The sequence below is a fragment of the Bacteroides zoogleoformans genome (assembly GCF_002998435.1).
Classification (GTDB): Bacteria; Bacteroidota; Bacteroidia; order Bacteroidales; family Bacteroidaceae; genus Bacteroides; species Bacteroides zoogleoformans.
The window spans coordinates 139,229-163,475 of the sequence record NZ_CP027231.1; the positions used below are offsets into that span (position 1 = coordinate 139,229).

20 protein-coding genes are annotated in these 24,247 nt (G+C 47.7%); 10 read left to right on the forward strand and 10 right to left on the reverse strand.

Going from position 1 to position 24,247, the window contains the following annotated elements; all coding sequences use genetic code 11:
* The first annotated feature begins 12 nt into the window (after positions 1-12).
* Together C4H11_RS00605 and C4H11_RS00610 are read left to right on the forward strand one after the other, a co-directional pair.
* Complete coding sequence (locus C4H11_RS00605; RefSeq protein ID WP_106042968.1) at positions 13-1,926, forward strand: LTA synthase family protein; 1,914 nt, start codon at positions 13-15, stop codon at positions 1,924-1,926.
* Positions 1,927-1,928: 2 nt separating this feature from the next.
* Positions 1,929-2,627: a phosphatase PAP2 family protein gene (locus C4H11_RS00610; RefSeq protein ID WP_106040046.1), complete on the forward strand. Its 699-nt coding sequence runs from the start codon at positions 1,929-1,931 to the stop codon at positions 2,625-2,627.
* Here C4H11_RS00610 and C4H11_RS00615 read toward each other — a convergent pair.
* Positions 2,599-5,115 carry a carboxypeptidase regulatory-like domain-containing protein gene (locus C4H11_RS00615; RefSeq protein WP_234819848.1) on the reverse strand — a complete coding sequence of 839 codons (2,517 nt, stop codon included), beginning with the start codon at positions 5,113-5,115 and terminating at the stop codon, positions 2,599-2,601. The two genes, C4H11_RS00610 and C4H11_RS00615, sit on opposite strands and share 29 nt — an antisense overlap.
* 14 nt (positions 5,116-5,129) lie before the next feature.
* Complete coding sequence (locus tag C4H11_RS00620) at positions 5,130-5,996, reverse strand: GLPGLI family protein (RefSeq protein WP_106040048.1); 867 nt, start codon at positions 5,994-5,996, stop codon at positions 5,130-5,132.
* A gap of 198 nt (positions 5,997-6,194) precedes the next feature.
* On the opposite strand from C4H11_RS00620, the gene C4H11_RS00625 reads away from it, so the two are divergent.
* A complete protein-coding gene (locus C4H11_RS00625) occupies positions 6,195-7,691 on the forward strand; it encodes a sensor histidine kinase (protein ID WP_106040049.1) in 1,497 nt (498 codons plus the stop codon).
* Positions 7,692-7,711: 20 nt separating this feature from the next.
* Positions 7,712-8,401, forward strand: coding sequence for a response regulator transcription factor (locus tag C4H11_RS00630; protein WP_106040050.1), 690 nt, complete (start codon positions 7,712-7,714; stop codon positions 8,399-8,401).
* 310 nt (positions 8,402-8,711) lie between these two features.
* On the opposite strand, the gene C4H11_RS00635 is transcribed toward C4H11_RS00630, so the two are convergent.
* Both C4H11_RS00635 and C4H11_RS00640 read right to left on the reverse strand, forming a co-directional pair.
* On the reverse strand, positions 8,712-9,770 hold the full coding sequence (locus C4H11_RS00635) for an endonuclease/exonuclease/phosphatase family protein (RefSeq protein WP_106040051.1): 1,059 nt from the start codon (positions 9,768-9,770) through the stop codon (positions 8,712-8,714).
* A 23-nt stretch (positions 9,771-9,793) separates the two neighbouring features.
* Positions 9,794-11,254 (reverse strand): aminoacyl-histidine dipeptidase, encoded by a 1,461-nt coding sequence (locus C4H11_RS00640; RefSeq protein ID WP_106040052.1) that lies wholly within the window; start codon positions 11,252-11,254, stop codon positions 9,794-9,796.
* 320 nt (positions 11,255-11,574) lie between these two features.
* On the opposite strand from C4H11_RS00640, the gene C4H11_RS00645 reads away from it, so the two are divergent.
* Together C4H11_RS00645 and C4H11_RS00650 are read left to right on the forward strand one after the other, a co-directional pair.
* Positions 11,575-11,808: a hypothetical protein gene (locus C4H11_RS00645; RefSeq protein WP_106042970.1), complete on the forward strand. Its 234-nt coding sequence runs from the start codon at positions 11,575-11,577 to the stop codon at positions 11,806-11,808.
* 24 nt (positions 11,809-11,832) lie between these two features.
* Positions 11,833-12,435: an OmpH family outer membrane protein gene (locus tag C4H11_RS00650; protein WP_106040053.1), complete on the forward strand. Its 603-nt coding sequence runs from the start codon at positions 11,833-11,835 to the stop codon at positions 12,433-12,435.
* A gap of 571 nt (positions 12,436-13,006) precedes the next feature.
* Here the strand turns inward: C4H11_RS00650 and C4H11_RS00655 are convergent.
* The 5 genes from C4H11_RS00655 to C4H11_RS00675 form a co-directional block, all read right to left on the reverse strand.
* Entirely contained in the window at positions 13,007-13,765 is a 759-nt protein-coding gene (locus C4H11_RS00655) for a copper homeostasis protein CutC (protein ID WP_106040054.1), read from the reverse strand.
* Positions 13,766-13,991: 226 nt separating this feature from the next.
* Positions 13,992-15,530 (reverse strand): ribonuclease Y, encoded by a 1,539-nt coding sequence (rny, locus tag C4H11_RS00660; RefSeq protein ID WP_106040055.1) that lies wholly within the window; start codon positions 15,528-15,530, stop codon positions 13,992-13,994.
* A gap of 132 nt (positions 15,531-15,662) precedes the next feature.
* Complete coding sequence (locus tag C4H11_RS00665; protein WP_106040056.1) at positions 15,663-15,953, reverse strand: cell division protein ZapA; 291 nt, start codon at positions 15,951-15,953, stop codon at positions 15,663-15,665.
* Positions 15,954-15,967: 14 nt separating this feature from the next.
* The gene (locus C4H11_RS00670; RefSeq protein ID WP_106040057.1) at positions 15,968-16,261 is read right to left on the reverse strand and encodes a hypothetical protein; all 294 of its coding nucleotides are present in this window, start codon (positions 16,259-16,261) and stop codon (positions 15,968-15,970) included.
* Positions 16,262-16,546: 285 nt separating this feature from the next.
* On the reverse strand, positions 16,547-16,906 hold the full coding sequence (locus C4H11_RS00675) for a YbaN family protein (RefSeq protein WP_106040058.1): 360 nt from the start codon (positions 16,904-16,906) through the stop codon (positions 16,547-16,549).
* 32 nt (positions 16,907-16,938) lie between these two features.
* Here C4H11_RS00675 and C4H11_RS00680 point away from each other — a divergent pair, with 32 nt between their 5' ends.
* The 4 genes from C4H11_RS00680 (at position 16,939) to C4H11_RS00695 (ending at position 22,807) form a co-directional block, all read left to right on the forward strand.
* Positions 16,939-17,811: a pyridoxamine kinase gene (locus C4H11_RS00680; protein WP_106040059.1), complete on the forward strand. Its 873-nt coding sequence runs from the start codon at positions 16,939-16,941 to the stop codon at positions 17,809-17,811.
* 34 nt (positions 17,812-17,845) lie between these two features.
* Positions 17,846-18,679, forward strand: a complete 834-nt coding sequence (locus tag C4H11_RS00685; RefSeq protein WP_106042972.1) for a phosphodiester glycosidase family protein — start codon at positions 17,846-17,848, stop codon at positions 18,677-18,679.
* Between the two features lie 305 nt (positions 18,680-18,984).
* Complete coding sequence (locus tag C4H11_RS00690) at positions 18,985-20,163, forward strand: TlpA family protein disulfide reductase (RefSeq protein ID WP_106040060.1); 1,179 nt, start codon at positions 18,985-18,987, stop codon at positions 20,161-20,163.
* Positions 20,164-20,404: 241 nt separating this feature from the next.
* Positions 20,405-22,807 (forward strand): TonB-dependent receptor, encoded by a 2,403-nt coding sequence (locus C4H11_RS00695; protein WP_106042974.1) that lies wholly within the window; start codon positions 20,405-20,407, stop codon positions 22,805-22,807.
* A gap of 94 nt (positions 22,808-22,901) precedes the next feature.
* Here C4H11_RS00695 and glyA read toward each other — a convergent pair whose 3' ends face one another.
* Positions 22,902-24,182, reverse strand: a complete 1,281-nt coding sequence (gene glyA, locus C4H11_RS00700) for a serine hydroxymethyltransferase (protein WP_106040061.1) — start codon at positions 24,180-24,182, stop codon at positions 22,902-22,904.
* Positions 24,183-24,247: the final 65 nt, after the last annotated feature.

Below are 24,247 nucleotides of genomic sequence, written 5' to 3' on the forward strand. Positions count from 1 at the left end.
AATAAGACACAGATGAAAGAAAGGCTTATAGGATTTATAAAGACTTACTGTTTGTTCGTCTTTATTTTTGTACTGCAAAAACCTTTGTTCATGCTATTCTACCAATCGTTGTATTCCGAGGTTTCACGGAGTGATTGGTGGAGTGTTGTTTGGCATGGATTACCGCTTGATTTTTCTTTGGCCGGTTATCTGACCGCCATTCCCGGCTTTCTTTTTGTTGCTTCCGCTTGGACACTGTCCGGTTTTCTTCATCGCCTTCGATGTGGCTATTGCCTTTTCATTTCCATCCTGCTTTCCATTATCTTCATTGTAGATTTAGGATTATACGAATATTGGGGATTCCGATTGGATGCTACGCCGCTTTTCTATTTTTTCTCTTCACCTAAGGATGCAATAGCCAGTGTCAGTGTCTGGGTGGTGTTGGGAGGAATAGTTGCTATAGCTGTTTATGCGGCATGTATATATGGTCTATTCTATGCCGTTTTGTTACAAAAGAAGCAATGGCAGCAGATAAAATTACCCTACTACCGTTTGAGGACATCCGGTGTATTGCTGCTGATGACCGGATTGTTGTTTATACCTATTCGCGGAGGTTTTACGGTCTCTACGATGAACGTGGGGAAGGTCTATTACAGTGCTAATCAACGTCTGAATCATGCTGCCATCAATCCGGCATTCAGCCTGATGGAGTCGCTCGCCAAGCAGAAAGACTTCGGCAAGCAATACCGCTTTATGAAGGCCGAAGAAGCCGATGCTATCTTCAGGAGCCTGCTCGACCCGTCTGTGCTTGAGGACAATGCCGAAACAACCGTTTCCTTACGGCAGCCTGAAGATTCATTGCATACATTGTTTACTACTCGACGTCCGAATGTACTTTTTGTTATTCTGGAGAGTTTCTCCTCCAAGTTGATGACAGCGCTGGGCGGTGAACCGGATATTGCCATACATCTGGATAGCCTGAGCAAGGAGGGGGTACTTTTTACAAACTTCTATGCCAATAGTTTCCGTACAGACCGTGGACTGGTAGCCATCTTAAGCGGTTATCCTGCTCAACCTACTACAAGTATTATGAAATATCCGCGCAAGACGCAGTCTATTCCGGCCATTGCAGGCTGCTTGAAGAAAGCGGGCTATGAAACCAAATACTATTATGGCGGTGATGCCGATTTTACGAATATGCGTTCTTATCTCATGTCGTCAGGTTTTGAAAATATAGTTTCAGACAAAGACTTCCCTATAGCGGAACGCTTGAGCAAGTGGGGAGCACACGACCATGTGGTATTCAATCGTCTGCTGGAGGATCTGACCCGACGTTCGGAAAGGAGCGAAGGACGATTCGTGTCGAATGAGGAACAAAGGTCGTTCTTCTATGTATTGCAGACTTCCAGCAGTCACGAACCCTTTGACGTTCCTTATCGTAGGCTGGAGAACAATCGTTTGAATGCATTTGCTTATACGGATAGTTGTGTAGGCGACTTTGTAAATCGCTTCCGTAAGTTGCCGGCATGGAAAAATACGGTGATAGTTTTTGTGCCCGATCATTTGGGGGCTTATCCCGAACATGTTGACAATCTTTCTTTGGAACGTTACCGAATACCGTTGTTGATGGTGGGCGGTGCAGTTCGCGAGCCGCAACGCGTTGACGTGTATGGTTCGCAACATGATATTGCCGCTACGTTGTTGTCTCAGTTAGGCTTGCCTCATAATGAATTTATTTTCAGTAAAGATATGTTGAACCCTTCTGTTCCTCATTTTGCTTTCTTCACAGTGCCCGATGCTTTCGGCATGGTGACGGAGGAGAATCAGGTGATATACGATTGTCAGGCTGGCAAGGTGGTGGTAGACGAAGGGGAGTCAAAAGGTAAAAACCTGTCGCTTGGGCAGGCTTATCTGCAAAAATTGTATGACGATATAGCCCAAAGATAAGTATGGTATTATTCATGAATATTCTTCAGCAGGCGGTGGAAGCGGACACAAACGTTTTCTTTTTCTTCAACCGGATGCATAGTGAGTTTTTCGACTATTTTATGAGTGCTTATAGCGGCAAATGGGTGTGGGTACCTATGTATGCGGCCATCTGGTATGTGATGTTGCGCAGCTTTCATTGGAAGGTCACTTTATGTTGTGTGCTGGGATTGGCTTTGACAATTGTTTTGGCCGATCAAGTGTGTGCCACATTGATACGCCCCTATGTAGAGCGTTTGCGTCCTTCCAATCTTGAAAACCCTATTTCGGAGATGGTGCATCTTGTGAATAATCGCCGTGGGGGACGCTATGGCTTTCCTTCGTGCCATGCAGCCAACACTTTCGGTCTGGCTTTCTTCATCTTCTTTTTGTTTCGTAGGCGATGGCTTACCCTTTTCATGGCTCTATGGGCTTTGCTCACCTGTTATTCAAGGGTTTATCTCGGTGTGCACTATCCCGGTGATTTGCTGGCAGGCACATTGGTCGGTCTGGCCGGTGCCTATGTCATGTATCGTTTGTTTATGAAGGTCAGCGGTCACAAACATGCCCAACAGGTCACCCATATTTATGCTCCTGTATTGATAGGAGGGATAACCATTGTGGGAATATTTATTTATGCACTGATAAGCACGCTCAGAACTGATGACTTGCCGTTATCATGATCTCTCTCGGACGGATATTCAGACGTGAAGTGCTGCTTTGCGTGGCCGAATAGAGTGTATAGGCATATCCTTTCTTGTTTAAGAGATTGTTAAAGTTGGCTTCCAGTCTCCATTTTGCAGTTTTATAGACGAGCGACGCGTCTGCAAACACTGTGCTGAGATGTGTGTTGCTGTTTAAGTCATTCCGATAGTGTTCTCCCGAAAGGCGGAGTTCGAACTTGCCGAAGCTCATGGTGAGATACAAGCGTTGCACGAAGTTCAGTAGTGGAGTGAGGTGGGTGCCATTGCCTATCTTGCTGCCGCCGTAGCCGACGGTAGCATGATATTCGGCTTCCAGATTAGGGGTAGGTTGCCAGATTATTTTCGGTTCTATTCTCAGATAGTCGTACCGGTATGTTTGCAGCAACTTGTTGGTGAGCTGCTTCCCCGTGTTGCGGTTCAGCGAGAAGTTCAACGACGTTTTCAGATGCCAGTCATAAAAACCTTTGGAGAGTGTGCCTGTAAATGACCAGTATTCTGTCCTGTTGGGCAAATCGTGAAGTGTGTGGATAATGGAGTCTTGCGAAATGCTTTGTCCGTAGAGCGCATTCTTCCACGCGTGCTGATAATAGAGGGAAGCGGTTATGAAAAATTCTTGTGCGGTATTTTTGTATTCTCCGTATAGCCGGTAGTTTTGGCTGAGGCTGACGGGAGTTGTTTCGTTGTTGTGCCAAGTCCTGTAATCAGTCCGGTAAATGGGACGATAAAGATCGGTTCCATTTCCGGCAGAACGGGTCAGGCTGCTGAAGAAAGTCAGTTTCCAGTGATAGTCTATCTGATAACGGAGATAGATGGAAGGGGCATACAGGAGATAGTTTTCCTTTTGGCTGAAGAATCTTTTTCCTCGGAAAGGAAGCGTGAGGTTACCTTGCCATTTGCCTCGTTCCAACTGGAAAGAAGGGGTGATATAAATGGAAAGATTGGAGATGTCGGTCGGGTAACCGGAACTTTGTGAGAGCCTGCCCCATTCTCCTTGCACCCCTGCCCGATATTGCTGCGTGAAGTCATTATGCTTGCGTAGATAGCTTATGCTGTTGTCCGTATGGAGGCTTTGCCGGCGATACGTTTCTTTCTTGTCTGCCACTTGCAGAGATGAGGGAAGAAGAGTATATTGCACTGCGGAATTGACCTCCCACGTATTTATTCCTTTATTGCGGAGTAAGTGGAAACTGTTGTCGGCTTTCAGTTGCGAGGTCTGTATTCTCTGGTGTAATTCTTGCAGAGTGCTCCGTTCTGTTGCTCCCTCTGCCCTGAATCGGTTACTCAGATAGTGCTTTGGGCTGTTGTCCTCATAATGAAGCTCTGCATAAGCATCGTCGCTCAGCAGGCGATGGTGATACGTCTCGTCTATGCGGATGGTATCTCCGGGCCGATAGTAGGACAGTGTGTTGCTCCGTTCCTGTTCGATTTGGTCGTGCGTATATCCTGCTTGCAAGCGGAGACTTTTCTCGTCGTTCCATTTGTACATGCGATTGCCGTTGACAGTGTGCGTGTGGTTGAAGAGTAGGCGTTTCTTATCGAGCGGTGCACTGATGCCGGGTTGCGAGAGGAAAGAGGAGTTATCGAAATTGGCACTGTTATTGTTTATAAACTGCATTTGCTCTTTGCTCAGGTCGGTGCCATTGTTGTTTGTCTTATAGTTGTACAGGCTTTGCCTGCCCTTGCCTAACTGCAAAGCATTGAGGGCGCCCTTCCAAAGGATGCCTTTATTCTCATTGGAGGTCTCTTCCTTTTCGGCGACATTGCTCAGCCCCATTCCTAACATGCCATTCATTATCCACTGGTCGCGGGCTTTCGGGTCGAGCTTCAGGTTCAGAGCCACTTCATCGGAACTTATTTTGCCCTTTAATGTTTTTAAGGACTGGTAGTTTTCCATGATTTCCGCAGTCTTTACAGCTTTGGCGTTCAGGTTATTGTTCACTTGGTTATAGCGTCCGCCCGTCACATCCATGCCTTCTACCAGAAAGTGGTCGATGGCTTTGCCTTTGTACTTTACTTGCCCGTTTTCTTCTACGTCCACTCCGGGCAACCGCTTCAATACATCTTTAATGTGCACGTCTTTGGAAGATGCAAACTGCGAGAGGTCATAGCGTACCGTATCTTTGCGGCTATGGATTCGTCCGGGGCGTATTTGCACTTCTTTCAGGGCAATGGCTTCGGATTGCAAGGAAAGGTTCAGTATTCCGGCTGCCGCTATCCGGCGGACTTCTCTCCTATATCCCAATAAGGAAGCACAGACTTGCAATGTATCTTTATACTTCCACGGCAAGGCATATCGACCTTGGGCATCGGTCAGTGCATAGTCTATCGTCGTGTTGTCGCGCATGACGCTGACTACAACAGCTTCCAACGGTTGACCGGTTTCGGCATCTGTCACTGTACCGTTGAGGGTTTGGGCTTGTGCGGCTACTGAAAACAAGGCAAGATATACCGGTAAGTACTTCCTCATTGTCGTTTTCATGTTTATCTTCGTTCGAGTGGATTGTAGGGTATATTCATCGGATTTCTCGTTTTATTGCCTTGCTGGTCTTGTACGGTGACACTGACGTTGGGCATACTGCCGGTGATGAAGCCTACCGGGTCTGCATGGTATCTTTCGTGGATTTTATCGTATGCTTTACGGTTTATGGGTTCGTAATCTTTCCCGTTGAAGAGGAGGGGGCGATAAGAACGACATTGCTCTATGCCTGTGCAAGTGAAGGTGTAATGCTTATCGCCGTCTTCGGCTTTCAATATCAATCCCGGAAGGCCGAACAGTTTCCATGGTCCTTCACCGGAAGGAATTTCCGGGCTATACCAAGCCGTCCATCTTCTTCCCTTGAAGAAGCATTCCGCCTTGTTGCATACATAGCCGAGAATGGTGGCCGTGTCTGCTGAAAGGGTCCATTGGGGACGCTCTTCCGTTTCTTCGCAACGGAGCCTGCTGATGTCTCCCGCTATTTCGTTCAGCGTGGTGACTTTTCCTACCGGATACCGTTTGTATGTTTGTTCATTAAGTCTGCTTTTCCCGAATTGTTTGGCATGCTCCATCATGACTTCTTTGGAGACGTTATTGGCAATATCGGCGGCAAGCACGGAATCGCTTACATATTTCGTATAGCTATAAAATCTGGAAGATTTCTTTCCTACTTCCAGCATCATGGTTTCTTTGAAGCGTTCTTTTTTCAACGTGTCTATACAGCCGTCTACTTCGTATTGAACGATGAACACCGCTTGGTCTATGGTATCCTTTCGGAAGGTCTTGCCCATGCCTATGTTGATACTGAATTGTGCATGCGCAGCCAATGCTATTATGGTCAGCATTGCGGTGAGTGAAGCTTTCTTTTTCATTGTTTTGTTGTTTTTAAAGGTGATATCGGTAACAGATTGATATTTCTGTTTGTCGCAAATCTACACGAAAAGATTGTACCGGAGCAGGAAAGTTATTACTGAGATATTACTCCGAAAGAAAAAAGAGAGCCTCGTACGTACATCCGATTCCCTGAAAAGATTACCTTTGCCACTGTGGAGAAAAGGAATATCGCAAAGATGGAACGGAGAATAAAGATTATATGGGCATTGTCGTTCGCGTCCATGATACTGATTGTGGCAGGGCAGGGGTATTGGTTATGGAATCAATATCAGTACAAGAACGGAGAGTATGAGGAAGAAATTCGTCGGTGTGTAATGGATGCCGTGGCGGCAAACGATTCCGTCCGCCGCATGCAGCCCAAGAAAGTGTTTATCAAGCCCAATGTCTCTTTCTACAATACCAATGTGGATATGCGTGCGGACAGGGACTCTGCGACCGGAAAAGCGAAGGAGTGCTATACGCGTACCTTTATCATCGGTTCCACGTTTGCCGACTCTTTGCGGACGATAAAGAAGATTGCCAAGACCGCTGACGCCGACTTCAACCTTAACATATCGATAGATAGTGTTGTCCATAAAGAGAAAATAGTGATATACGGAGATGATAAAGCCTTGTTCGATATGAGCTTCACTGAGGCGATAAACGCCTATCAGTTGCAAGTGGATGTGCCTTTCACCTTGCAGCGTTTCGATTCGGTGCTGGCTGCGAAATTGGGCGACATGACTTTTGAGACGAAGTTGACGATGAGGCCGGACACCCTCTATCAATGGGCGGAAACGGTAGAAAGGTTGGGCAATGGTTTGCGTCCGGTTCTCCGCATAGTCTATCCTTATAATCCGTTGAAACGCGAGTTGGTGCAGATAGACGTGCGGATTCGGCCTCATACCCTTTTGCTTCGTATGGGCCGGCAGTTACTCGGAAGTCTGTTCCTTATATTCTTGCTGGCCGTCTGCCTGTTGTTGCAGATAAAAACGATTCTGAAACAACGCCGCATCGACGAGTTGCGTAAAAGCTTTGTAAATACGATGATACACGAACTGAAGCGCCCGGTGCAGGCTTTGAAAATGTGTGTGGCTTTTCTCAGCGACAAGAACATGCGTACGGACGAGCAGGGCATGGACGAGGTGGTGCGCGATTCCATGTCCGAACTGGACAATCTTTCGGCCTATCTCCAAAAGCTTCGCGACATGACGCGTGCCGATGATGAACAAACGCACTTGTCGGTAAGTACTTTCGATTTGAAACCGGTTGTGGAAAAGCTGATACGCTTGCAGCATGCTCCCGAGGGCAAGCATGTGACATTTACAACCGGCTTTACGGACCGTCTGCTCGTCACTGCCGACCCGGTGCACATCTCCAACATCGTCAGTAACCTGATAGAAAATGCCGTGAAGTATTCGGGAGCTTCGGTTCATATTCTTGTCGACTGTGCGTTGCACGACCATAGGCTTACGATAAAAGTCACCGACGATGGCATCGGCATCCCCGCGTCCGAGCAACTGCGTGTGTTCGATAAGTTCTATCGCAGCAGTAACCTTCCCGACAAGGCCCTTCCCGGCATCGGTTTGGGATTGAGTTACGTCAAGCTCTTGGTGGAAGCCCATCGGGGCACTGTCTCTCTGACAAGTCGGGTGGACAAGGGCACGACGATAGAAATATCCATACCTCAATAAGCTAATCTCAAGTACTGAATATGAAATCCCTGAAGATACTTTTTGCCGACGATGATTTGAAGTACTCCATGCTGCTGAAACGTTTCCTCGAAAAAGAAGGTTACGAGGTGACTTATGCCGGTAACGGCAACATCGCCCTTGAGCAGTTTGTCCGTGTCAAGCCCGATTTGGTGTTGCTCGATATCAATATGCCCGGCCTTAACGGTTTTGAAGTGGCCGAACGAATTCGGGAAACGGATAAGCACGTCCTTATTTTCTTTCTCTCCGACCGTAGCGACAAGGCGGACCGTCTGCAAGGTTTTCAACTGAAGGCAAACGATTATCTGGCCAAGCCTTTCTATCCCGAAGAGTTGATGGCACGCATCCGCGAGCGCTTCGCTGTGCAACTGTCCGGTGTTGTGGAAGACGAGACCTACTCCTTCGGCAATTCCGTATTTAATTACAGCACCAACGAGATACGCACCGGAAACAACAAGGTGCTGGTCACTTCCCGCCAGGCAGACATCCTCCGCCTGCTTGTCTTGAATCGTAACACTTCCGTCAGTCGCGACAGACTGCTGGAACTTGTGTGGGGCAACAGTTCTTATGCTAATTCCCTTGCTCTGAATGTTCAGATTTCCTATCTGCGAAAGGCTTTGAAAAACGACCCGACTGTAAAGATTGAGTCGCTGATGAAGAAAGGGTATGTATTTGTCGTTATGGGAGTGTGACGGGAAACCATGAAGCAGATATTTCTATTGCCCATGAGATACTGATGTCGTTGCCCATGAGATACTGATGTCGTTGCCCATGAGATGCTGATGTCGTTGCCCATGAGATGCTGATGTCGTTGCCCATGAGATGCTGATGTCGTTGCCCATGAGATGCTGATGTCGTTGCCCATGAGATGCTGATGTCGTTGCCCATGAGATACGTATGTCATCACCAATGAGATACGTATGTCATTTCAGCGATACTGAGACATCGTTGAAGGTTATCGGCTGAAAGCGAGAAACATGCTTTTGGAGAGCCGTATCGGCTTTAATACAATAGTCGGAATTCCGCCCATACAGGCAGATGGTCGCTGTATCCGGCCCGATATTTCATGCCGCGATAGGTGCGGAAGGGTTGTTTTTCTCCATATTTCTTGTCTTCTTCCAAAAGAAAGGGAGGAGCAAACACATCGGCTTTCGTTTCGTCTGTATGGAGGGATGAATCTTTTTGAAGAAGACTGCCCGACACGATGATATGGTCCAGCAAGCCCCATTCTCCTTGATATTTATAGCTTCCGAAGTGCTTGCTGACGGTCGTTTTCCCGGCCAGCAGATGGTAGAGGCCGTGTGCATGCAGTGAATCCGGCGAGAGGGGAGGCGCTCCGGCCTTCAGCACCTGCCTTATGCTTTTGTTGTGGGGATAGTCGTTGAAGTCTCCCATAAGAAGGATTTGCGGATGCCGGCGTAGGCGGAACAGACTGTCTATGGCCGTCCTCACTCTTCGGGCGGCATGCAGGCGGTAAGGTTCGGACTCTTTGGCACCTCCCGAACGGGATGGAAAGTGGGCCACGAATACATCCAGCGTGTCTTTGTTCAACAACAGTCCGCTTACGTGGAGTATATCGCGTGTGGGGCGGGCATCTCTCCTAAACCTGCTTACCGAAAGGCTTTGGCTGGAAAGCGGTTTGAAAAGACTGCGCCGATAAAGCAAGGCGACGTCGATGCCGCGTTCGTCGGCCGATTGCGTCATTATGTATCGGTACCCGACTTCCCGCAGTGCGGAGTAGCGGGTGAGGTCGCGCATCACACTGTCGTTTTCCACTTCGCACAGGGCTACGAGTGCGGGAGGCGTCCAACCGCCCACGGCGATGATGACGCGGGCTATGTTGTCCAGCTTTTTCTTATACTTGGCATAGTTCCAGCGGCGCAGGGCATCGGGCAGGAACTCATGGTCGTTTTTCAGCGTGTCGTGCCGGAGGTCGAAGAGGTTTTCCACGTTGTAGCTCATCACGCGGAAAACGAGACTGTCCTTTTTCTCTTGCCCGTACACGACAATGTGCAGGCAGAGAAAAAGGACAGCCATCCATATCGTCTTATTAATCGGCATCACAAGCTATCCTGTGCCACTCGTCACTTTTTTACAGGCACATGCTTTAAGATATCCAGCAGATGCCTCCAGAATTTATCGACGGTAGGAATGAGCATCCGTTCGTCGGGAGAGTGTACGCCTTGCAGGGTAGGACCGAAGGAAACCATGTCCAGCGTCGGATACTTGTCGAGGAACAGACCGCACTCCAAACCCGCATGGATGGCTTTTACTTTGGCGTCTACGCCGAACAGCCGCTTGTAAGAATCTGCCGCCACCTCCAGAATTTCCGAATGCGGGTTCGGTTTCCAACCGGGATAACCATCGCCGAACGATACGGAGGCCCCGCCCATCTCGAATACGGTGCGCACCATATTGGCTATGTCTTGTTTGGAAGATGCAGTAGAACTGCGCTGGCTCGTCTCGATGCGGATGATGTGGTTAGGCTTCATTTTCACGGAAGCCAGATTGGTGGAGGTCTCTACCAGTCCCGGAATGTCCTGACTCATGGCAAATACTCCGTGAGGCACGGCATAGATGGTTTGCAACAGTCGTTTGGTCGTGTCTTTGTCGATGGCTTTGGGGTGAGAATGCTCCGATTCGAGTGTAAACTGCAAATCGGGTTCTACGACGGCTGATTCGGCTTGTGCCTCTGCCGCAAAAACATTCAGGTCTGCACGCAAAGCATGCTTGTCGGCATCGGGCAGGGCAATCACCGCATGTGCTTCGCGGGCAATGGCGTTGCGCAGGTTGCCGCCGTCTATTTCACAAAGATATAAGTCATATTTGCCGAATGCCGCACTCAGAAAACGGTTCAGCAGCTTGTTGGCATTGCCCCTTCCCAAGTGTATGTCGCCTCCGGAATGTCCGCCTTTCAGTCCTTTTACCTGCACTTTGCAGAAGAAGTATCCTGCCGGCACATCCACCTCTTTGTATGTAAACTCAGCGACCGAGTCTATGCCGCCCGCACAGCCGATGAAGAGTTCGCCTTCGTCTTCCGAATCGAGGTTCAGCAGGATGTCTCCGCTCATGAAGCCCTCTTTCAAGGCAAAAGCGCCTGTCAGCCCCGTCTCTTCATCTACAGTGAACAGGCATTCTATGGGACCGTGTTCAATGCTGTTGTCGGTGAGGATAGCCAGTTCGGTTGCCACTCCTATGCCGTTGTCGGCACCTAAGGTGGTTCCTTTGGCTTTCAACCATTCACCGTCTATTTCGGTTTCGATGGGGTCGGTGAGGAAGTCGTGCTTCACGTCATTGTTCTTTTCACACACCATGTCGATATGCGATTGCAGGACAACCGTCTTTCTGTTCTCCATGCCCGGAGTGGCCGGCTTCTTTATCAAGACGTTTCCGGCTTCGTCTACTTTTGTTTCCAACTTATGCTTTTCTCCGAACGCTTTTAAATAAGCAATCATTTTCTCTTCCTTCTTGGAAGGGCGCGGCACTTGGCAGATTTCTTCGAAATAACGAAATACGTTTGCCGGTTTCAATTCTTTTTTCTCCATATCGTATGTTTTTAATAATGGTTTCTTTGTACAATCTCCATGCAACTTCCATGCAGCCTCCGTATCAAATCTGTGCCTTCTCCGTATCTATGGGTACGGAGCAGACACGAAGGTGGTATAGGGCAGATATATGGCATGTGCAACTTGTGCTTGGAGCCTGACTGTTAATCTTTAGTGCTAAAGTCGGTTAAAAAGAAGCCTATTTTATTCCCCTTTCTCTTTTTTTAGAGCAAAAAAAGTAGGTTAGTCCAACCAAAGCCCTATATTTGCACCACAAAAATAGTAAAAACACTATTTTTTATGTAACAAAATTAGAGGAAATGCTCGATACAATATTGATAACTCTGTTAATAGTTGCTATTTGCATTGTTTTATTGGGAATAAAGGTCTTTTTCGTAAAAGGCGGTAAGTTCCCTAACGGGCATGTCAGTGGCAACAAGGCCATGCGCGACAGAGGCATCGGCTGCGTGCAGTCGCAGGACAGGGAAGCACAGCGTAAATCCCGTTTCTCCATTGATGAATTGGAAAAAGCCTTAAACGATAGTATGAACTAATTTTAAAAACAATATTTATCTATTATGAAGAGATTAAACTACCTCGTGAACGGTTTGGCAGCTTTTGCTCTGATCGTTTTATTTGCTCAATGTACCGGTAATGCTGATAAACAGACAACAAACGACCCTGTGCATGCCGGCGGATTATCCGAAATGAAGATTGCCTATGTCGAGATAGATACGCTTCTCGCAAAATATAATTTCTGTGTTGACTTAAACGAGGCCATGGTGAAGAAGAGTGAGAATGTACGTCTGACCCTGAATCAGAAAGCCGGTGAATTGGAGAAACAAAAACAAGAATTCCAGACGAAGTATCAGAATAACGCCTATCTTTCTCAGGAGAGGGCGCAGCAGGAATATAACCGCATCGCTAAACTGGAACAAGACTTGCAGACTTTGAGCAACAAGCTGCAATCGGAATTGATGAGCGAAAACGAAAAAAACAGTCTGCAGTTGCGCGACTCCATCAATGCTTTCCTGAAAGAGTATAATAAAACAAAAGGTTACAGCATGATTATAAGCAATACGGGATTCGATAACCTGTTGTATGCAGACAGTGTGTACAACATCACCAAGGAGATTCTGGAAGGTTTGAATGCAAGATACTCTTCTCCTGCAAAGAAATAACGCGAAACCTTGATTTTCGTGACAAATATTCGGCCGAATGCGGGCATTATAAGATTATAAATAAGGAAAGAGTGCATTAAAATAATATAGGGCACATTTCTCAAATGTTTAGAAAACGCAGATGACATGGATTTGAAGAAGAATCTATGTCATCTGTGTTTTTTTTGCGTATTTGGAAGCGGTTGTTTGATACGGCTTGTATGGGAACAATCCGACAAAACTGTGGGTGAATTCCTCCATGTTTGTAATTCAACATAATTCGGCATTTTACGCTTGTACAATCCTAAGCCCACATTTGAGGAGGCATATGCCCACACTTTAATGAATATAACCCCACACTTTAAGAGGTGCAACCTCACACTTTAGGAGTCCTAAGCCCACACTTTAGAAGGCATAAGCCCGCATCTTACGGAAGCTACTCCCACACCTTAGGAAAGGTGGCCTCACGCTTTAGGGCAAGGTGTCTTTTGAGGAATCATTGAACAGCCGACAGGCTTTTCGGACTGAGCCGATTTAACATTCCCGCATGTTGGTCGGGTTTGCTCTCTTGTACGTCTTGGTCCGTATCCTTTTATTGCTTGCCCGAATGCAGCGCCTCAATAGTCTGTTTCACCCGCTCGGAGGTGGTGACACTGCGTGTGTATTCGTCTATGTGGACTGTTCCGCCCATGGAGACGGATTGGTTGTGATACAGCATGTCGCTTGTCCGGTTCTCTCTGGCAGAGAAGTGAAATTCGCGGATTCCGGTTTCTTGGGCAATGCGGGCTATGTTTGATTCGTTCACTCCACAGCCTGCCAGCAGGATAATCCGGTTTGCGGCCTGTTGTCCGAGTTCTTTCAATAAGGGGATGCCTTGTTCTGCCGTGGCTTGTTGCCCCGAAGTCAGGATGCGGTTGCAGCCCAGTCGGATGATGTCTTCAAGTGCTTCGTGCGGATTACGGCAAATGTCGAATGCACGATGGAAGGTGACGGACATGCCCCGGGCAGCTTCCATTAGCAGCTTCATCAGAGAGACGTCTACATCTCCTTCTGCCGTCAAGCAGCCGAAGACTACGCCGTCTGCTCCCAAACGGCGGGTATTCTCAATATCTTTCAGCATGATGCGTTGCTCGATGGAGGAATATAGAAAATCGCCTCCACGTGGACGGATGATGACATGTAGTTTGGTTTCTCGTAGATGCTCGCGGGCTATGAGGATGTCGCCATAAGATGGGGTGGTGCCTCCTTCGGGAATGCCGGCGCACAGCTCCACCCGGTGGGCTCCTCCGGCTTGGGCGGCAAGGCAACTCTCTACGGAGTTGGCACAAACTTCAAACTGATAATTTTCCATTTGATAAACGTATGGTCTGTGGTAAAAAAGAAAAGAAGCGCTTGGAAATGGTGTACTTCAAGCCTTCTCGGATATTTTAGACGCAGATGAAGCGGATGACACAGATTTTCATTAAAAAACTGCCACATCCGCTTCATCTGCGTCTTGAAAAACGTCTCTTTGACTTTCTTTCGCCTGTTTTCTGACAAGCCCGGAGGTAAAAAGACAAGAGGAAATGTCTCCGTCCTTACTTAGCGTAGCTCACGGCGCGCGTTTCGCGGATGACGGTAATCTTCACCTGGCCGGGATAGGTCATCTCATCCTGAATCTTCTTGGCTATTTCGCCTGAGAGATTTTCCGTTGCCTTGTCGTCAATCTTGTCGGCACCGACAATGACACGCAGTTCGCGGCCGGCTTGGATGGCGTATGTCTTCGTTACGCCCGGATAGGACATGGCCAGTTGTTCAAGGTCGTTCAGTCGCTTGATGTATGCTTCTACGATTTCGCGGCGTGCTCCCGGGCGTGCCCCCGATATGGCATCGCACACTTGCACGATGGGGGCAAGCAGGCTGGTCATCTCCACTTCGTCGTGGTGGGCTCCGATGGCATTGCAGATGTCCGGTTTTTCCTTAAACTTCTCGGCCAGCTTCATGCCGTAGAGAGCGTGCGGCAATTCCGGCTCTTCATCGGGCACTTTGCCTATGTCGTGCAGCAATCCGGCACGTTTGGCCTTCTTGGGGTTCAGCCCCAGTTCCGATGCCATCACGGCGCAAAGGTTGGCCGTTTCGCGGGCATGCTGCAAAAGGTTCTGGCCGTAGGAAGAACGATATTTCATCTTACCGATGATACGAATGAGTTCGGGGTGCAGACCGTGGATGCCCAAGTCGATGGTGGTGCGCTTGCCGGTTTCTATGATTTCTTCTTCAACTTGCTTGCGCACTTTGGCTACTACTTCTTCGATACGTGCAGGATGAATGCGCCCGTCTGTGACCAGTTGGTGAAGAGCTAAACGAGCTATCTCACGGCGAACAGGGTCGAAGGCAGACAATACGATGGCTTCTGGCGTATCGTCTACAACGATTTCTACACCGGTAGCAGCTTCTAATGCACGGATGTTGCGGCCTTCGCGACCGATGATGCGACCTTTGATTTCGTCTGACTCGATGTGGAATACGGTTACGGAATTTTCGATGGCTGTTTCTGTTGCCACGCGTTGGATGGATTGTATGACGATGCGTTTGGCCTCTTTGCTTGCCGTCAGTTTGGCATCATCCATAATGTCGTTGATGTATGATTGGGCTTGCGTTTTGGCTTCTTCTTTCAGCGATTCCACCATGCGCTCTTTGGCTTCTTCGGCAGAGAGTCCGGATATGGCTTCCAGCTTCTCTATCTCTTGCCGTTGCATGTGTTCCAACTCTTCTTTCTTTTTGTCTACAATGGCTAATTGGGCCTCCAGATTCTCTTTTACGGCCTCGGCTTCCATTTTTTTGCGTTGAATCTCTTCTTGGCGCTGGTTCAATACCAGTTCACGTTGCTTCAGTTTGTTCTCTGCCTGCTGTATTTTCTGGTTGCGGATGGCTACCTCTTTTTCCAAATCGGCTTTCTTGTTCAGGAATTTTTCCTTCACTTCCAGCAACTTATTCTTTTTAATTACTTCCGCTTCGGCTTCCGCTTCTTTCAGGATGCCGTCGTATTTCTTTTTCAGCCCGTGCTTGAAGAACAAGTACGAGGCGAATCCTCCGACAATGAAGCAGGCAATGGATACTACTATTGTAACTACTGTCATTTTATTGAATTGTTTTAGTATATAAATAAAAAAGCACTGCATAAAAGTTTACTCACGTTTCAGAGCAAACTTTTGTACAGTGCGTGAATCTTTCTTTTTATTAAGCCGAACCCGACGGAGGAGCGTTGTTGTTTATGATTCCTTGAAATAGGTTTCCAGCACTTCTGTCAGTTCCTTTATCTTGGCAGTGTACGGTTCGGTATCATTACGGTCTTTCATTTGAAGGTTTTCCAAAGAGAATTGATAGGCCACCATGGCTATAATCTTCTCCGGAGATACATTTTGATAATGTTCCCGATACGCATTGAGCCGGATATCCACCTGCTTGGCGGCTTCTCTTACCATTTCTTCGTCCTCACGGTTGATGGTGAGGGGGTAGGAGGCTCCTGCCATTTGCAGATTTATCTTTATCTTATCGTTCATACATCCTCTTCTCTTTATTCATTCAGCAAGGCGATGCATTTATCGACTTCACGCACTAATTTGGACAATCGCAGCTTCGTCTCTTTTACGTCGCTGCCGTTAAGGCTGATTGTCGTAGCTGTTTTTAGGTTCGTGTAGTTAAGTTCCAGTTCCTTGTATTCAGCTTGTAATTTCTCGTATTCTTCTTTTTTAGCTTCGAGAAGTTGTTTCAGCTCAGCGTTTCCGCGTTTTAATTCATCGTGCAGATAGATTAAATGTCGCAGTCTGGCTTCAAAGGTACTTAATAGCTTCTTTTCTTCGTCTGTCATTACTACACCAAAATTCTACACAAAAATACGATTTACTTATAGATTACAAAAACTTTTTGATAAAAATGTTGTCTTTAGGGGTTGATTATTGCTTTTTATCGTTCACTTTTTCCGTTTTCTCGAAAAAACAAGCTTATTTGTTGCGTAGGGCGGTAAGAGGATATTTGTTTCTTTAGAGGGCGAAATAGAAGTTATCCCTTCTAAATATTTAATGAGACAAAGGTAGGAATCTTCCGGAAAGGTTTCTACCTTTGTGTTTTGATAGAAAGTGCTCTTCTGCGGGACTTATTTCAGTGTCTTGAAGGATAAAATATGTCGGGTCACTCCCACTGCGACGAGGAACATCAGTATTTTCACCCCCATCAGCGGAATTAAGAAAAAGATGCAATAGAGAATGGTGCCCCACATCAATAGTAGAGAGTAGATTTTTGCTCGTAGCGGAATGGCTTTGTTTTCGCGGAAATTACGGATGTAGGTGCCGAAGTATTTATGGTTCAGCAACCATTGGTATAGGCGGGGCGAGCCTCTGAAATAGAGGGCGGCGGTGAGCAGCAAAAAGGGAGTGGTAGGCAGTAAAGGCAGAAATATGCCGATGAGGCCCAGCACGAAGGAGATAGTTCCTAAAATGATATAAATCGTTTTCATGCGGCAAATGTAGGAAAAATAATATAGATAACATGTATGCGAATAAAGTAAAGAAAGTGGTTGCCGTTCACGACCTTTCGGGAGTGGGACGGGTTTCTTTGACGGTGGTTATCCCCATACTTTCCACAATGGGCTTTCAGGTATGTCCGTTGCCTACGGCAGTATTGTCCGGCCATACCCAATATCCGGACTTCTCTTTTCTTGATTTGACGGACGAGATGCCGAAGATTATCGCCGAGTGGAAGAAACTTGGAGTGCGATTTGATGCTTTCTATACAGGCTATTTAGGTTCTCCGCGCCAGATACGTATTGTATCCGACTTTATCGACAGCTTTCGCCGACCGGAGGAGCTGGTAGTGGTAGATCCTGTGCTGGGAGATAACGGACGGCTTTACACGAATTTCGATGGTTTCATGGTGGAGGAGATGAGGCATCTTATCACGAAAGCAGACGTGATTACTCCTAATCTGACGGAACTTTTCTATTTGTTGGATATTCCTTATCGGGAGCGAAATTCGGATGAAGAGTTGAAATCGTATCTCCGGCAACTTTCCGATGCCGGTCCTGAAGTGGTGGTTATCACCAGTGTACCGGTGGAAGATAAGCATAAAACCTCTGTATATGCCTATAATAGAAACGGCAATCGCTATTGGAAAGTAACTTGTCCTTATTTGCCTGCCCATTATCCCGGCACGGGCGATGCCTTTACGAGTGTCATTACCGGCGCATTGTTACAAGGCGACAGCCTGCCCATTGCTTTAGATCGTGCCACACAGTTTATTATGCAGGGCATTCGAGCTACTTGGGGTTATGAGTATGATAACCGCGAGGGGATTCTGCTTGAGAAGGTGTTGCATAATCTTGACATGCCGATTCAGATATCGGGTTACGAGCTGATTGATTGATTGAAAGAATGATGCCATGAAAAAGAAGAGTGAAATGAAGAAGAAAGTTGGCTTGTTGCTGCTTTTCTGTTGCAATTTGTTGGCTGTAATGGCACAGACTGCCGCCGATTCGCTGGCACTTGTCGAGGCGGACTGGCAGGCTGTTTCTTTGCAAAAAGGAATTCTTTATCGCAAGGCGGCATTTTCTTCCTTGTATGGAGTGCCGCAAGAAATTTTTATTTTTGAAATATCTCCGAAACATTATTGTTTGGATGTGCTTATTCATAATCCCAAAGAAGAGACGAGTGTTGCCGCCCGTCGTTCGGGTGCCGTGGCAGCCATCAATGGTTCTTTTTTCGATATGAAGGCGGGTAATTCCGTCTGCTATCTGCGCCGTGACGGAGTTGTAGTAGATACAACCTCCATCGGTGCTCTGTCGACTGTGTCGAATGGCGCCCTGTTCATACGAAAGGGGAAATTACGGTTGATGTCATGGAATAAACAAAAAGAAAAGACTTGCAAACTGAAGCGTGGCACTGTGCTCGCTTCCGGTCCTTTGATGTTGCTGGATGGAAAAAACTGCGATTTTTCTGCGTGCAATCCGAACTTTGTAAAGACCAAACATCCTCGCAGTGCCGTGGTTCTGACCGGAAACAAGAAAATCTTGTTGATTGTTGTAGATGGGCGCAGGAAAGGAAAAGCCGAAGGAATTAATATACCGGAGTTAACCCACATGATTCGTGTGTTGGGCGGTAAAGATGCGTTGAATCTCGATGGTGGAGGTTCTTCAACTCTTTGGAGCGCTTCTTTGCCCGATAAAGGCATTGCAAATGCACCTTCGGGTACGGTTGAACGCAAAGTGGCCAATTCTCTTTGTGTGTACGAATAAGTTAAGGCCCGGGACATACCTCCTCCCTATTTAAATTGTCGGATTAAGGTAATGTGAACCTTTCCTCCGAGAATACGATTTTAAGCCGAGGCCTGTTTAAAGTTCAAAATGGTATCTGCTCGGTCGTTTCTTCGTAGTTCTTTCGTCGCTGTAGATACGGATTTGATGCGATGCCGATACGGTTCAGGTGTGGCTCCGAAGTAGAGATGCCGGTTAAATATCAATAAAACAGCTCCCGGTTTATCCGTAGATACAGCTATAATCAGTATCATTGTTCCTTATTAAATAAAAATCATGTAAGAACTATGAATTGTAGAAAACTGATAGGAAGTATATTGTTGCTGTTGGCAAGTGTTTGTGTGCAGGCACAAGGAACTTTCGTCATCGAGGGGAAAGTCAGTAATGTAAAGGAAGGCGTATGTCTGCGATTGTTCCGTATGGAAGGAGATATAGGCAAAGACATTGCGGCGGATACGTTGCGTGGAGGTACCTTTCGGTTTGAGCAACAGACGTTGGGCGAAGGAACCGACAAATTGGTGTTGATTATTACAGAAGGGAATTTATATACGATGGCTTTGGACCTTTGGGCGCGCCCCGGAAGCCATATCAAAATTACCGGAGATGATATGTTGGTTTATACTTGGCAAGTGGAAAGCGATATCCCCCAACAACATATCAGGCAACTTTTCGTTGACGATTCGCGTGAACTTTGGAATGAGTATCAGCAAAACGATATTCAGGAAAAAAGATTGTATGACCGGTGTAGAAGTAAGGATATTACGGATGAAATGAAAAAAGAATTGCGCGCGCAAGGGGAAAAACTTTCGGAACTGAATAAGGGAATACAGACGCGCATCGATGCCAAAATCATAAAGCGTATGAAACAATTGCCTGTGGACGATGTGTGGATGGGAGAACTTGAAAAACTGTCGATTGATGTGAAATACAATCCGGATTATCCTTATCGCCGCGAAGTGACGGAGCTTTATAACAGCCTCTCGGAGGAGCAGCGGAAGACGGACAAGGCATTGGACATTCTGTCTTATTTGGCGCCACCGGATGCAGCCAATCTTGGTGAAAAGGCCGCGGACGACGATTTATTTGACTTGCAAGGTAATGTGCATCATTTATCCGACTTTAAGGGCAAACCGGTTTTAATAGACTTTTGGAGTCGCGGATGCGGCCCTTGCATCATGGCTCTACCGGAAATGAAGGAAATCAGCAAGAAATACGAAGGTCGTCTGGTGGTGGTGAGTTTGAGTATAGATAACAAAACCAACTGGGAGATAGCTTCACGGCATCATGAAATTACATGGTGGAACTTGAACGACCTGAAAGGGAATCATGGCTTGTATGCCAAATATGATTCGGGTGCCATTCCTCGTTATGTCTTTTTGTCTTCCGAAGGCGAAGTACAGGAAATGTGGTCGGGCTATGGCAAAGGCAGCCTGCTTGAGAAACTGGAGAAATTGATGAAAGATTGAGGAAAACGCATCCACACATATATTATCTGCTTGTAGGTGGGGATACTGTCTAATCGACAAATGCGATAAAAAACGTCGGCCAGAGAGTGGGACGAATGATATTGCCCTTATTTTATGCTTTCTTACTTATAAGAAAAATAGTTAAGTGTTGTTAAAACAGGGGGGGTAATTATCCTTCTTTCTGTATTCCGTATCTTCGCATTTCATTAATCGATATCATAAAAAAGACACGATGAATTACATGAAACGAACAGGAAGGAAACTTATCTCTTTTATTTTTGTTTTGCAAAGCATAGCTGCATCGGCGCAATACAGGGTGCAGGGTGTAGTGACCGACTCCATCGGTACTCCGATAGATGCGGCAGTAGTTGTCTTGATGACTCCCGCAACCGGTGTCTCCATCCGGCAGGGCATCACTTCACCGGATGGAAAGTACGGCATGGACGCAGCGGGAGATATACAAATCTATGTAAGCTGCCTCGGGTATAAGCAATACCTGAGCGAGCCGTTCAGGGTGAGCAGAGACACTGTAATCTCCGACATTCGGCTGCGCCCCGAGAGTTTTCTGCTGGATGATGTAATCGTTGTCGGCGAGAAGCAGTCTCCGTCAATAAAGATAGAAGGAGGAAAGATGATTTTCACGCCTCGCAACAGTGGCATCACGGCTGGAAGTTCCGCCCTCGAGGTGTTGAAGAAAACGCCGGGAGTCTTCGTCGATGGGGAAAACAACATCAGCATCGGGGGCAAGAACGGTGTATTGGTCATTCTCGACGGAAAGCAGACGTACTTGCCCAAGGATGAGTTGGCCGCTCTGTTGAGAACCACCCCTTCGTCGTCGGTGGCTTCGGTAGAGGTCATGCACAACCCTTCCGCCCGGTATGATGCGGAAGGTTCGGGAGGCATCATCAACATCAACCTGAAGAAGAGCAAGAGAGAAGGTTTCTTCTTGTCGCTCAACAACGGACTCTCTTATTGGAATCACCTGAGAGAAAATACGGAAATCGCTTTCAGCCATACGAAAGGGAAGCTCAGTCTGTCGGGCGGCTACAGTCACACTTTCGGGCATTTCGATATGGACTACGGTTTGCACCGCTGGCAGAACGGGAAAGAGTACTACAGCCCCACACAGGACACGGACAAGCGCAATACCATATCCGGAAATCTGAGCATGGAGTATGCGCTGAACGAGAGGCAGACCATAGGTGGGCGCATAGATGCCAACACGCTGTTCGGACCGGGAATAACCAATACCGTGACCGAAATAAGAGACATGGAAAGCAAGAAACTGGAACGGATTCTTTATGCCCGAAACGATTATTATAGGCAGAAAGGAAACCGCTACGGAGGAAATCTCTACTATGCGGCGAAGCCCCGAGAAGGGGTCAGTTATATGCTGGACTTCAACTACGCATGGTTTGACGGCGGTTCGGGCAACCGGCAACCCAACAAATACCTCGCACCCGACGGGAAAGTGCTGCAGGACAATCTTTATAAGTCGGTAAACAGTCGGAATATCCATATCTACGCCTTATCATATAACCAGCAACATCCTTTGTGGAACGGCGAACTGAAGTCCGGGCTTAAATATTCCTCCGTCCGTGCGGACAACGATTACCGGTTCTATAACGTAGTGAACGAGCAAGAGAGCATAGACCGCACCCAGTCTAACGACTTCGGATACAGAGAGCAGATATGGGCTGCCTATATGCTTTATGCTCACGCCATAGGCAGCAAGCTCAAGCTGGAAGCGGGAGTGCGCGGCGAATATACCTTCTCCGACGGAACCTTGCGTGCCGTGGATGGCAGGAACGATGAGAAGAACAAACGCAACTATTTCAACCTGTTCCCGACTTTCGACCTGAACTACCGGATCAGTGATAATCATACATTGACACTGAGCTATGCAAGCAGGATAGACCGTCCGGCTTATCAGGACTTGAATCCGTTCGAGTACCTTCTCGACGAATTGACTTCGTGGAAAGGCAATCCTTTCCTCATTCCGCAGAAGACGCATCAGTTGTCGCTCGTTTACTCGCACAAACGGACGGCGCTGACTGCCTCCTATTCGTACATGAAAGATTATAAGACACAAATCACCGACACGGTCTCCATAGACAAGATGATTATGACGCCGCGCAACATCGGAAAGCAGCAGAGGCTCTCACTGACTCTGTTTCAAGGTATCGACATGGCACGATGGTGGGAGATGAATCTCAATCTGACGGGCTATTACGTTCGGAACGATATTGCTTTCGACCGTTATCGAACATTCGATTTGGACGACTTTGCCGGCATTTTCTCCATTCAGAATACGATACGCCTTCCGTGGCAGATTCAGATGGAGCTGAACGGTTCGTACGCCACGGGACGTTTGGGAACTTCCAATGAGCATATCGAACCTTCGGGCTATATCGATGTAGGTTTCGGTAAGAGTTTTGCCGATAAGAAGTGGACGGTCAATCTGGCCCTGACCGATATTTTCCGAACCAGCCGCTGGGATAATTACCGTTCGTTCACCGGCTTCCGGTTGTGGAACTGGGGTAAGAGCGAGTCAAGGCAGGTAAAGCTGAATGTAACCTACAGATTCGGCAAACAGAAGAGTGCCTCGCACAGCAGCAAATTCGAGGAGATAGACAGATTGTGACCTCATGCTTCTGTCTGAAAACACCAAAGGCTGCACCTATCGGGTGCAGCCTTTACTGTTTTTCATATCGGGGTGATGAACCGTTGTCTCCTGTTTAGTAGGCAAACAGCGGATATGCTTTCATCTTCCGGTTCACACGTGCACGGACGTCCGCGATGACTTGTTCATTGTCTACGTTGGACAGAACCGTCTCAATCATTTCGGCTATTTCCAGCATCAGGTCTTCTTTGGCGCCGCGGGTGGTGATGGCCGGGGTGCCCAGACGGATGCCCGAAGTCTGGAAAGCCGAACGGCTGTCGAACGGCACCATGTTCTTGTTCACCGTGATGTCCGCAGACACCAGCGCTTTCTCGGCCACCTTGCCCGTCAGGTCGGGATATTTGCCGCGCAGGTCTACCAGCATGGAGTGATTGTCCGTACCGCCCGAAACAATGGTGAAGCCGCGGTCTATCAAGGCTTGTGCCAACGTGGCGGCATTCTTCTTCACCTGTTTGGCGTAGGCTTTCCATTCCGGTTGCAGAATTTCGCCGAAAGCCACTGCCTTGGCCGCGATGACGTGCTCCAGAGGTCCGCCCTGAATGCCAGGGAATACAGCCGAATCGAGCAGTTGAGACATCATCTTGATTTCTCCCTTGGGAGTCGTTTTTCCCCACGGGTTGGGGAAGTCCTTGCCCATCATGATGACGCCTCCGCGAGGGCCGCGCAGCGTCTTGTGCGTGGTGGAGGTCACGATATGCGCATACTTCACGGGGTTGTCCAGCTCTCCGGCGGCAATCAGTCCGGCAGGGTGAGCCATGTCTATCAGCAGGATGGCGCCCACCTTGTCTGCGATTTCGCGCATACGCTTGTAGTCCCATTCGCGGGAATAGGCCGACCCTCCGCCGATAATCATCTTCGGCTTCTCGCGCAGGGCTGTTTCCTCCATTTGGTCGTAGTCCACCCGTCCGGTCTCCCGGTTCAGGTTGTATTCGCAGGGAGTGTAGAGAATGCCGGAAGTGTTGACCAAAGAACCGTGAGAGAGGTGTCCGCCGTGAGCGAGGTTCAGTCCCATGAATTTATCGCCCGCATTCAGTACGGCAAGGAATACGGCCGCGTTGGCTTGTGCGCCGGAGTGGGGCTGTACGTTGGCCCATTCTGCCCCGAAGATTTGTTTCAAACGGTCGATGGCTATCTGTTCGCTTTGGTCCACTACTTCGCAACCGCCGTAGTAACGCTTGCCGGGATAGCCTTCGGCATACTTGTTGGTCAGGCAGGACCCCATGGCCTGCATCACTTGGTCGCTAACGAAGTTCTCTGATGCAATCAGTTCAATGCCTTTGAGCTGGCGTTGATGTTCTTTTTCGATGATGTCGAAAATCAAATCGTCTCTTTTCATTACTGTATATTAGATAAGTTGATAAATCGGTGTTTCTCTTGTTACGTGCACAAATTTAAAGGAAA

Coding starts and splice junctions, on each gene's coding strand:
- C4H11_RS00620 (WP_106040048.1), bottom strand. CDS start 5,996: ATGAAAAAGAAAGCTTCACTCACCGCAATGCTGACCATAATAGCATTG.
- C4H11_RS00625 (WP_106040049.1), top strand. CDS start 6,195: ATGGAACGGAGAATAAAGATTATATGGGCATTGTCGTTCGCGTCCATG.
- C4H11_RS00690 (WP_106040060.1), top strand. CDS start 18,985: ATGAATTGTAGAAAACTGATAGGAAGTATATTGTTGCTGTTGGCAAGT.
- glyA (WP_106040061.1), bottom strand. CDS start 24,182: ATGAAAAGAGACGATTTGATTTTCGACATCATCGAAAAAGAACATCAA.
- C4H11_RS00645 (WP_106042970.1), top strand. CDS start 11,575: ATGCTCGATACAATATTGATAACTCTGTTAATAGTTGCTATTTGCATT.
- C4H11_RS00665 (WP_106040056.1), bottom strand. CDS start 15,953: ATGAACGATAAGATAAAGATAAATCTGCAAATGGCAGGAGCCTCCTAC.
- C4H11_RS00635 (WP_106040051.1), bottom strand. CDS start 9,770: ATGCCGATTAATAAGACGATATGGATGGCTGTCCTTTTTCTCTGCCTG.
- C4H11_RS00640 (WP_106040052.1), bottom strand. CDS start 11,254: ATGGAGAAAAAAGAATTGAAACCGGCAAACGTATTTCGTTATTTCGAA.
- C4H11_RS00670 (WP_106040057.1), bottom strand. CDS start 16,261: ATGACAGACGAAGAAAAGAAGCTATTAAGTACCTTTGAAGCCAGACTG.
- C4H11_RS00695 (WP_106042974.1), top strand. CDS start 20,405: ATGAAACGAACAGGAAGGAAACTTATCTCTTTTATTTTTGTTTTGCAA.
- C4H11_RS00610 (WP_106040046.1), top strand. CDS start 1,929: ATGGTATTATTCATGAATATTCTTCAGCAGGCGGTGGAAGCGGACACA.
- C4H11_RS00685 (WP_106042972.1), top strand. CDS start 17,846: ATGAAGAAGAAAGTTGGCTTGTTGCTGCTTTTCTGTTGCAATTTGTTG.
- C4H11_RS00680 (WP_106040059.1), top strand. CDS start 16,939: ATGTATGCGAATAAAGTAAAGAAAGTGGTTGCCGTTCACGACCTTTCG.
- C4H11_RS00615 (WP_234819848.1), bottom strand. CDS start 5,115: ATGAGGAAGTACTTACCGGTATATCTTGCCTTGTTTTCAGTAGCCGCA.
- rny (WP_106040055.1), bottom strand. CDS start 15,530: ATGACAGTAGTTACAATAGTAGTATCCATTGCCTGCTTCATTGTCGGA.
- C4H11_RS00605 (WP_106042968.1), top strand. CDS start 13: ATGAAAGAAAGGCTTATAGGATTTATAAAGACTTACTGTTTGTTCGTC.
- C4H11_RS00650 (WP_106040053.1), top strand. CDS start 11,833: ATGAAGAGATTAAACTACCTCGTGAACGGTTTGGCAGCTTTTGCTCTG.
- C4H11_RS00630 (WP_106040050.1), top strand. CDS start 7,712: ATGAAATCCCTGAAGATACTTTTTGCCGACGATGATTTGAAGTACTCC.
- C4H11_RS00655 (WP_106040054.1), bottom strand. CDS start 13,765: ATGGAAAATTATCAGTTTGAAGTTTGTGCCAACTCCGTAGAGAGTTGC.
- C4H11_RS00675 (WP_106040058.1), bottom strand. CDS start 16,906: ATGAAAACGATTTATATCATTTTAGGAACTATCTCCTTCGTGCTGGGC.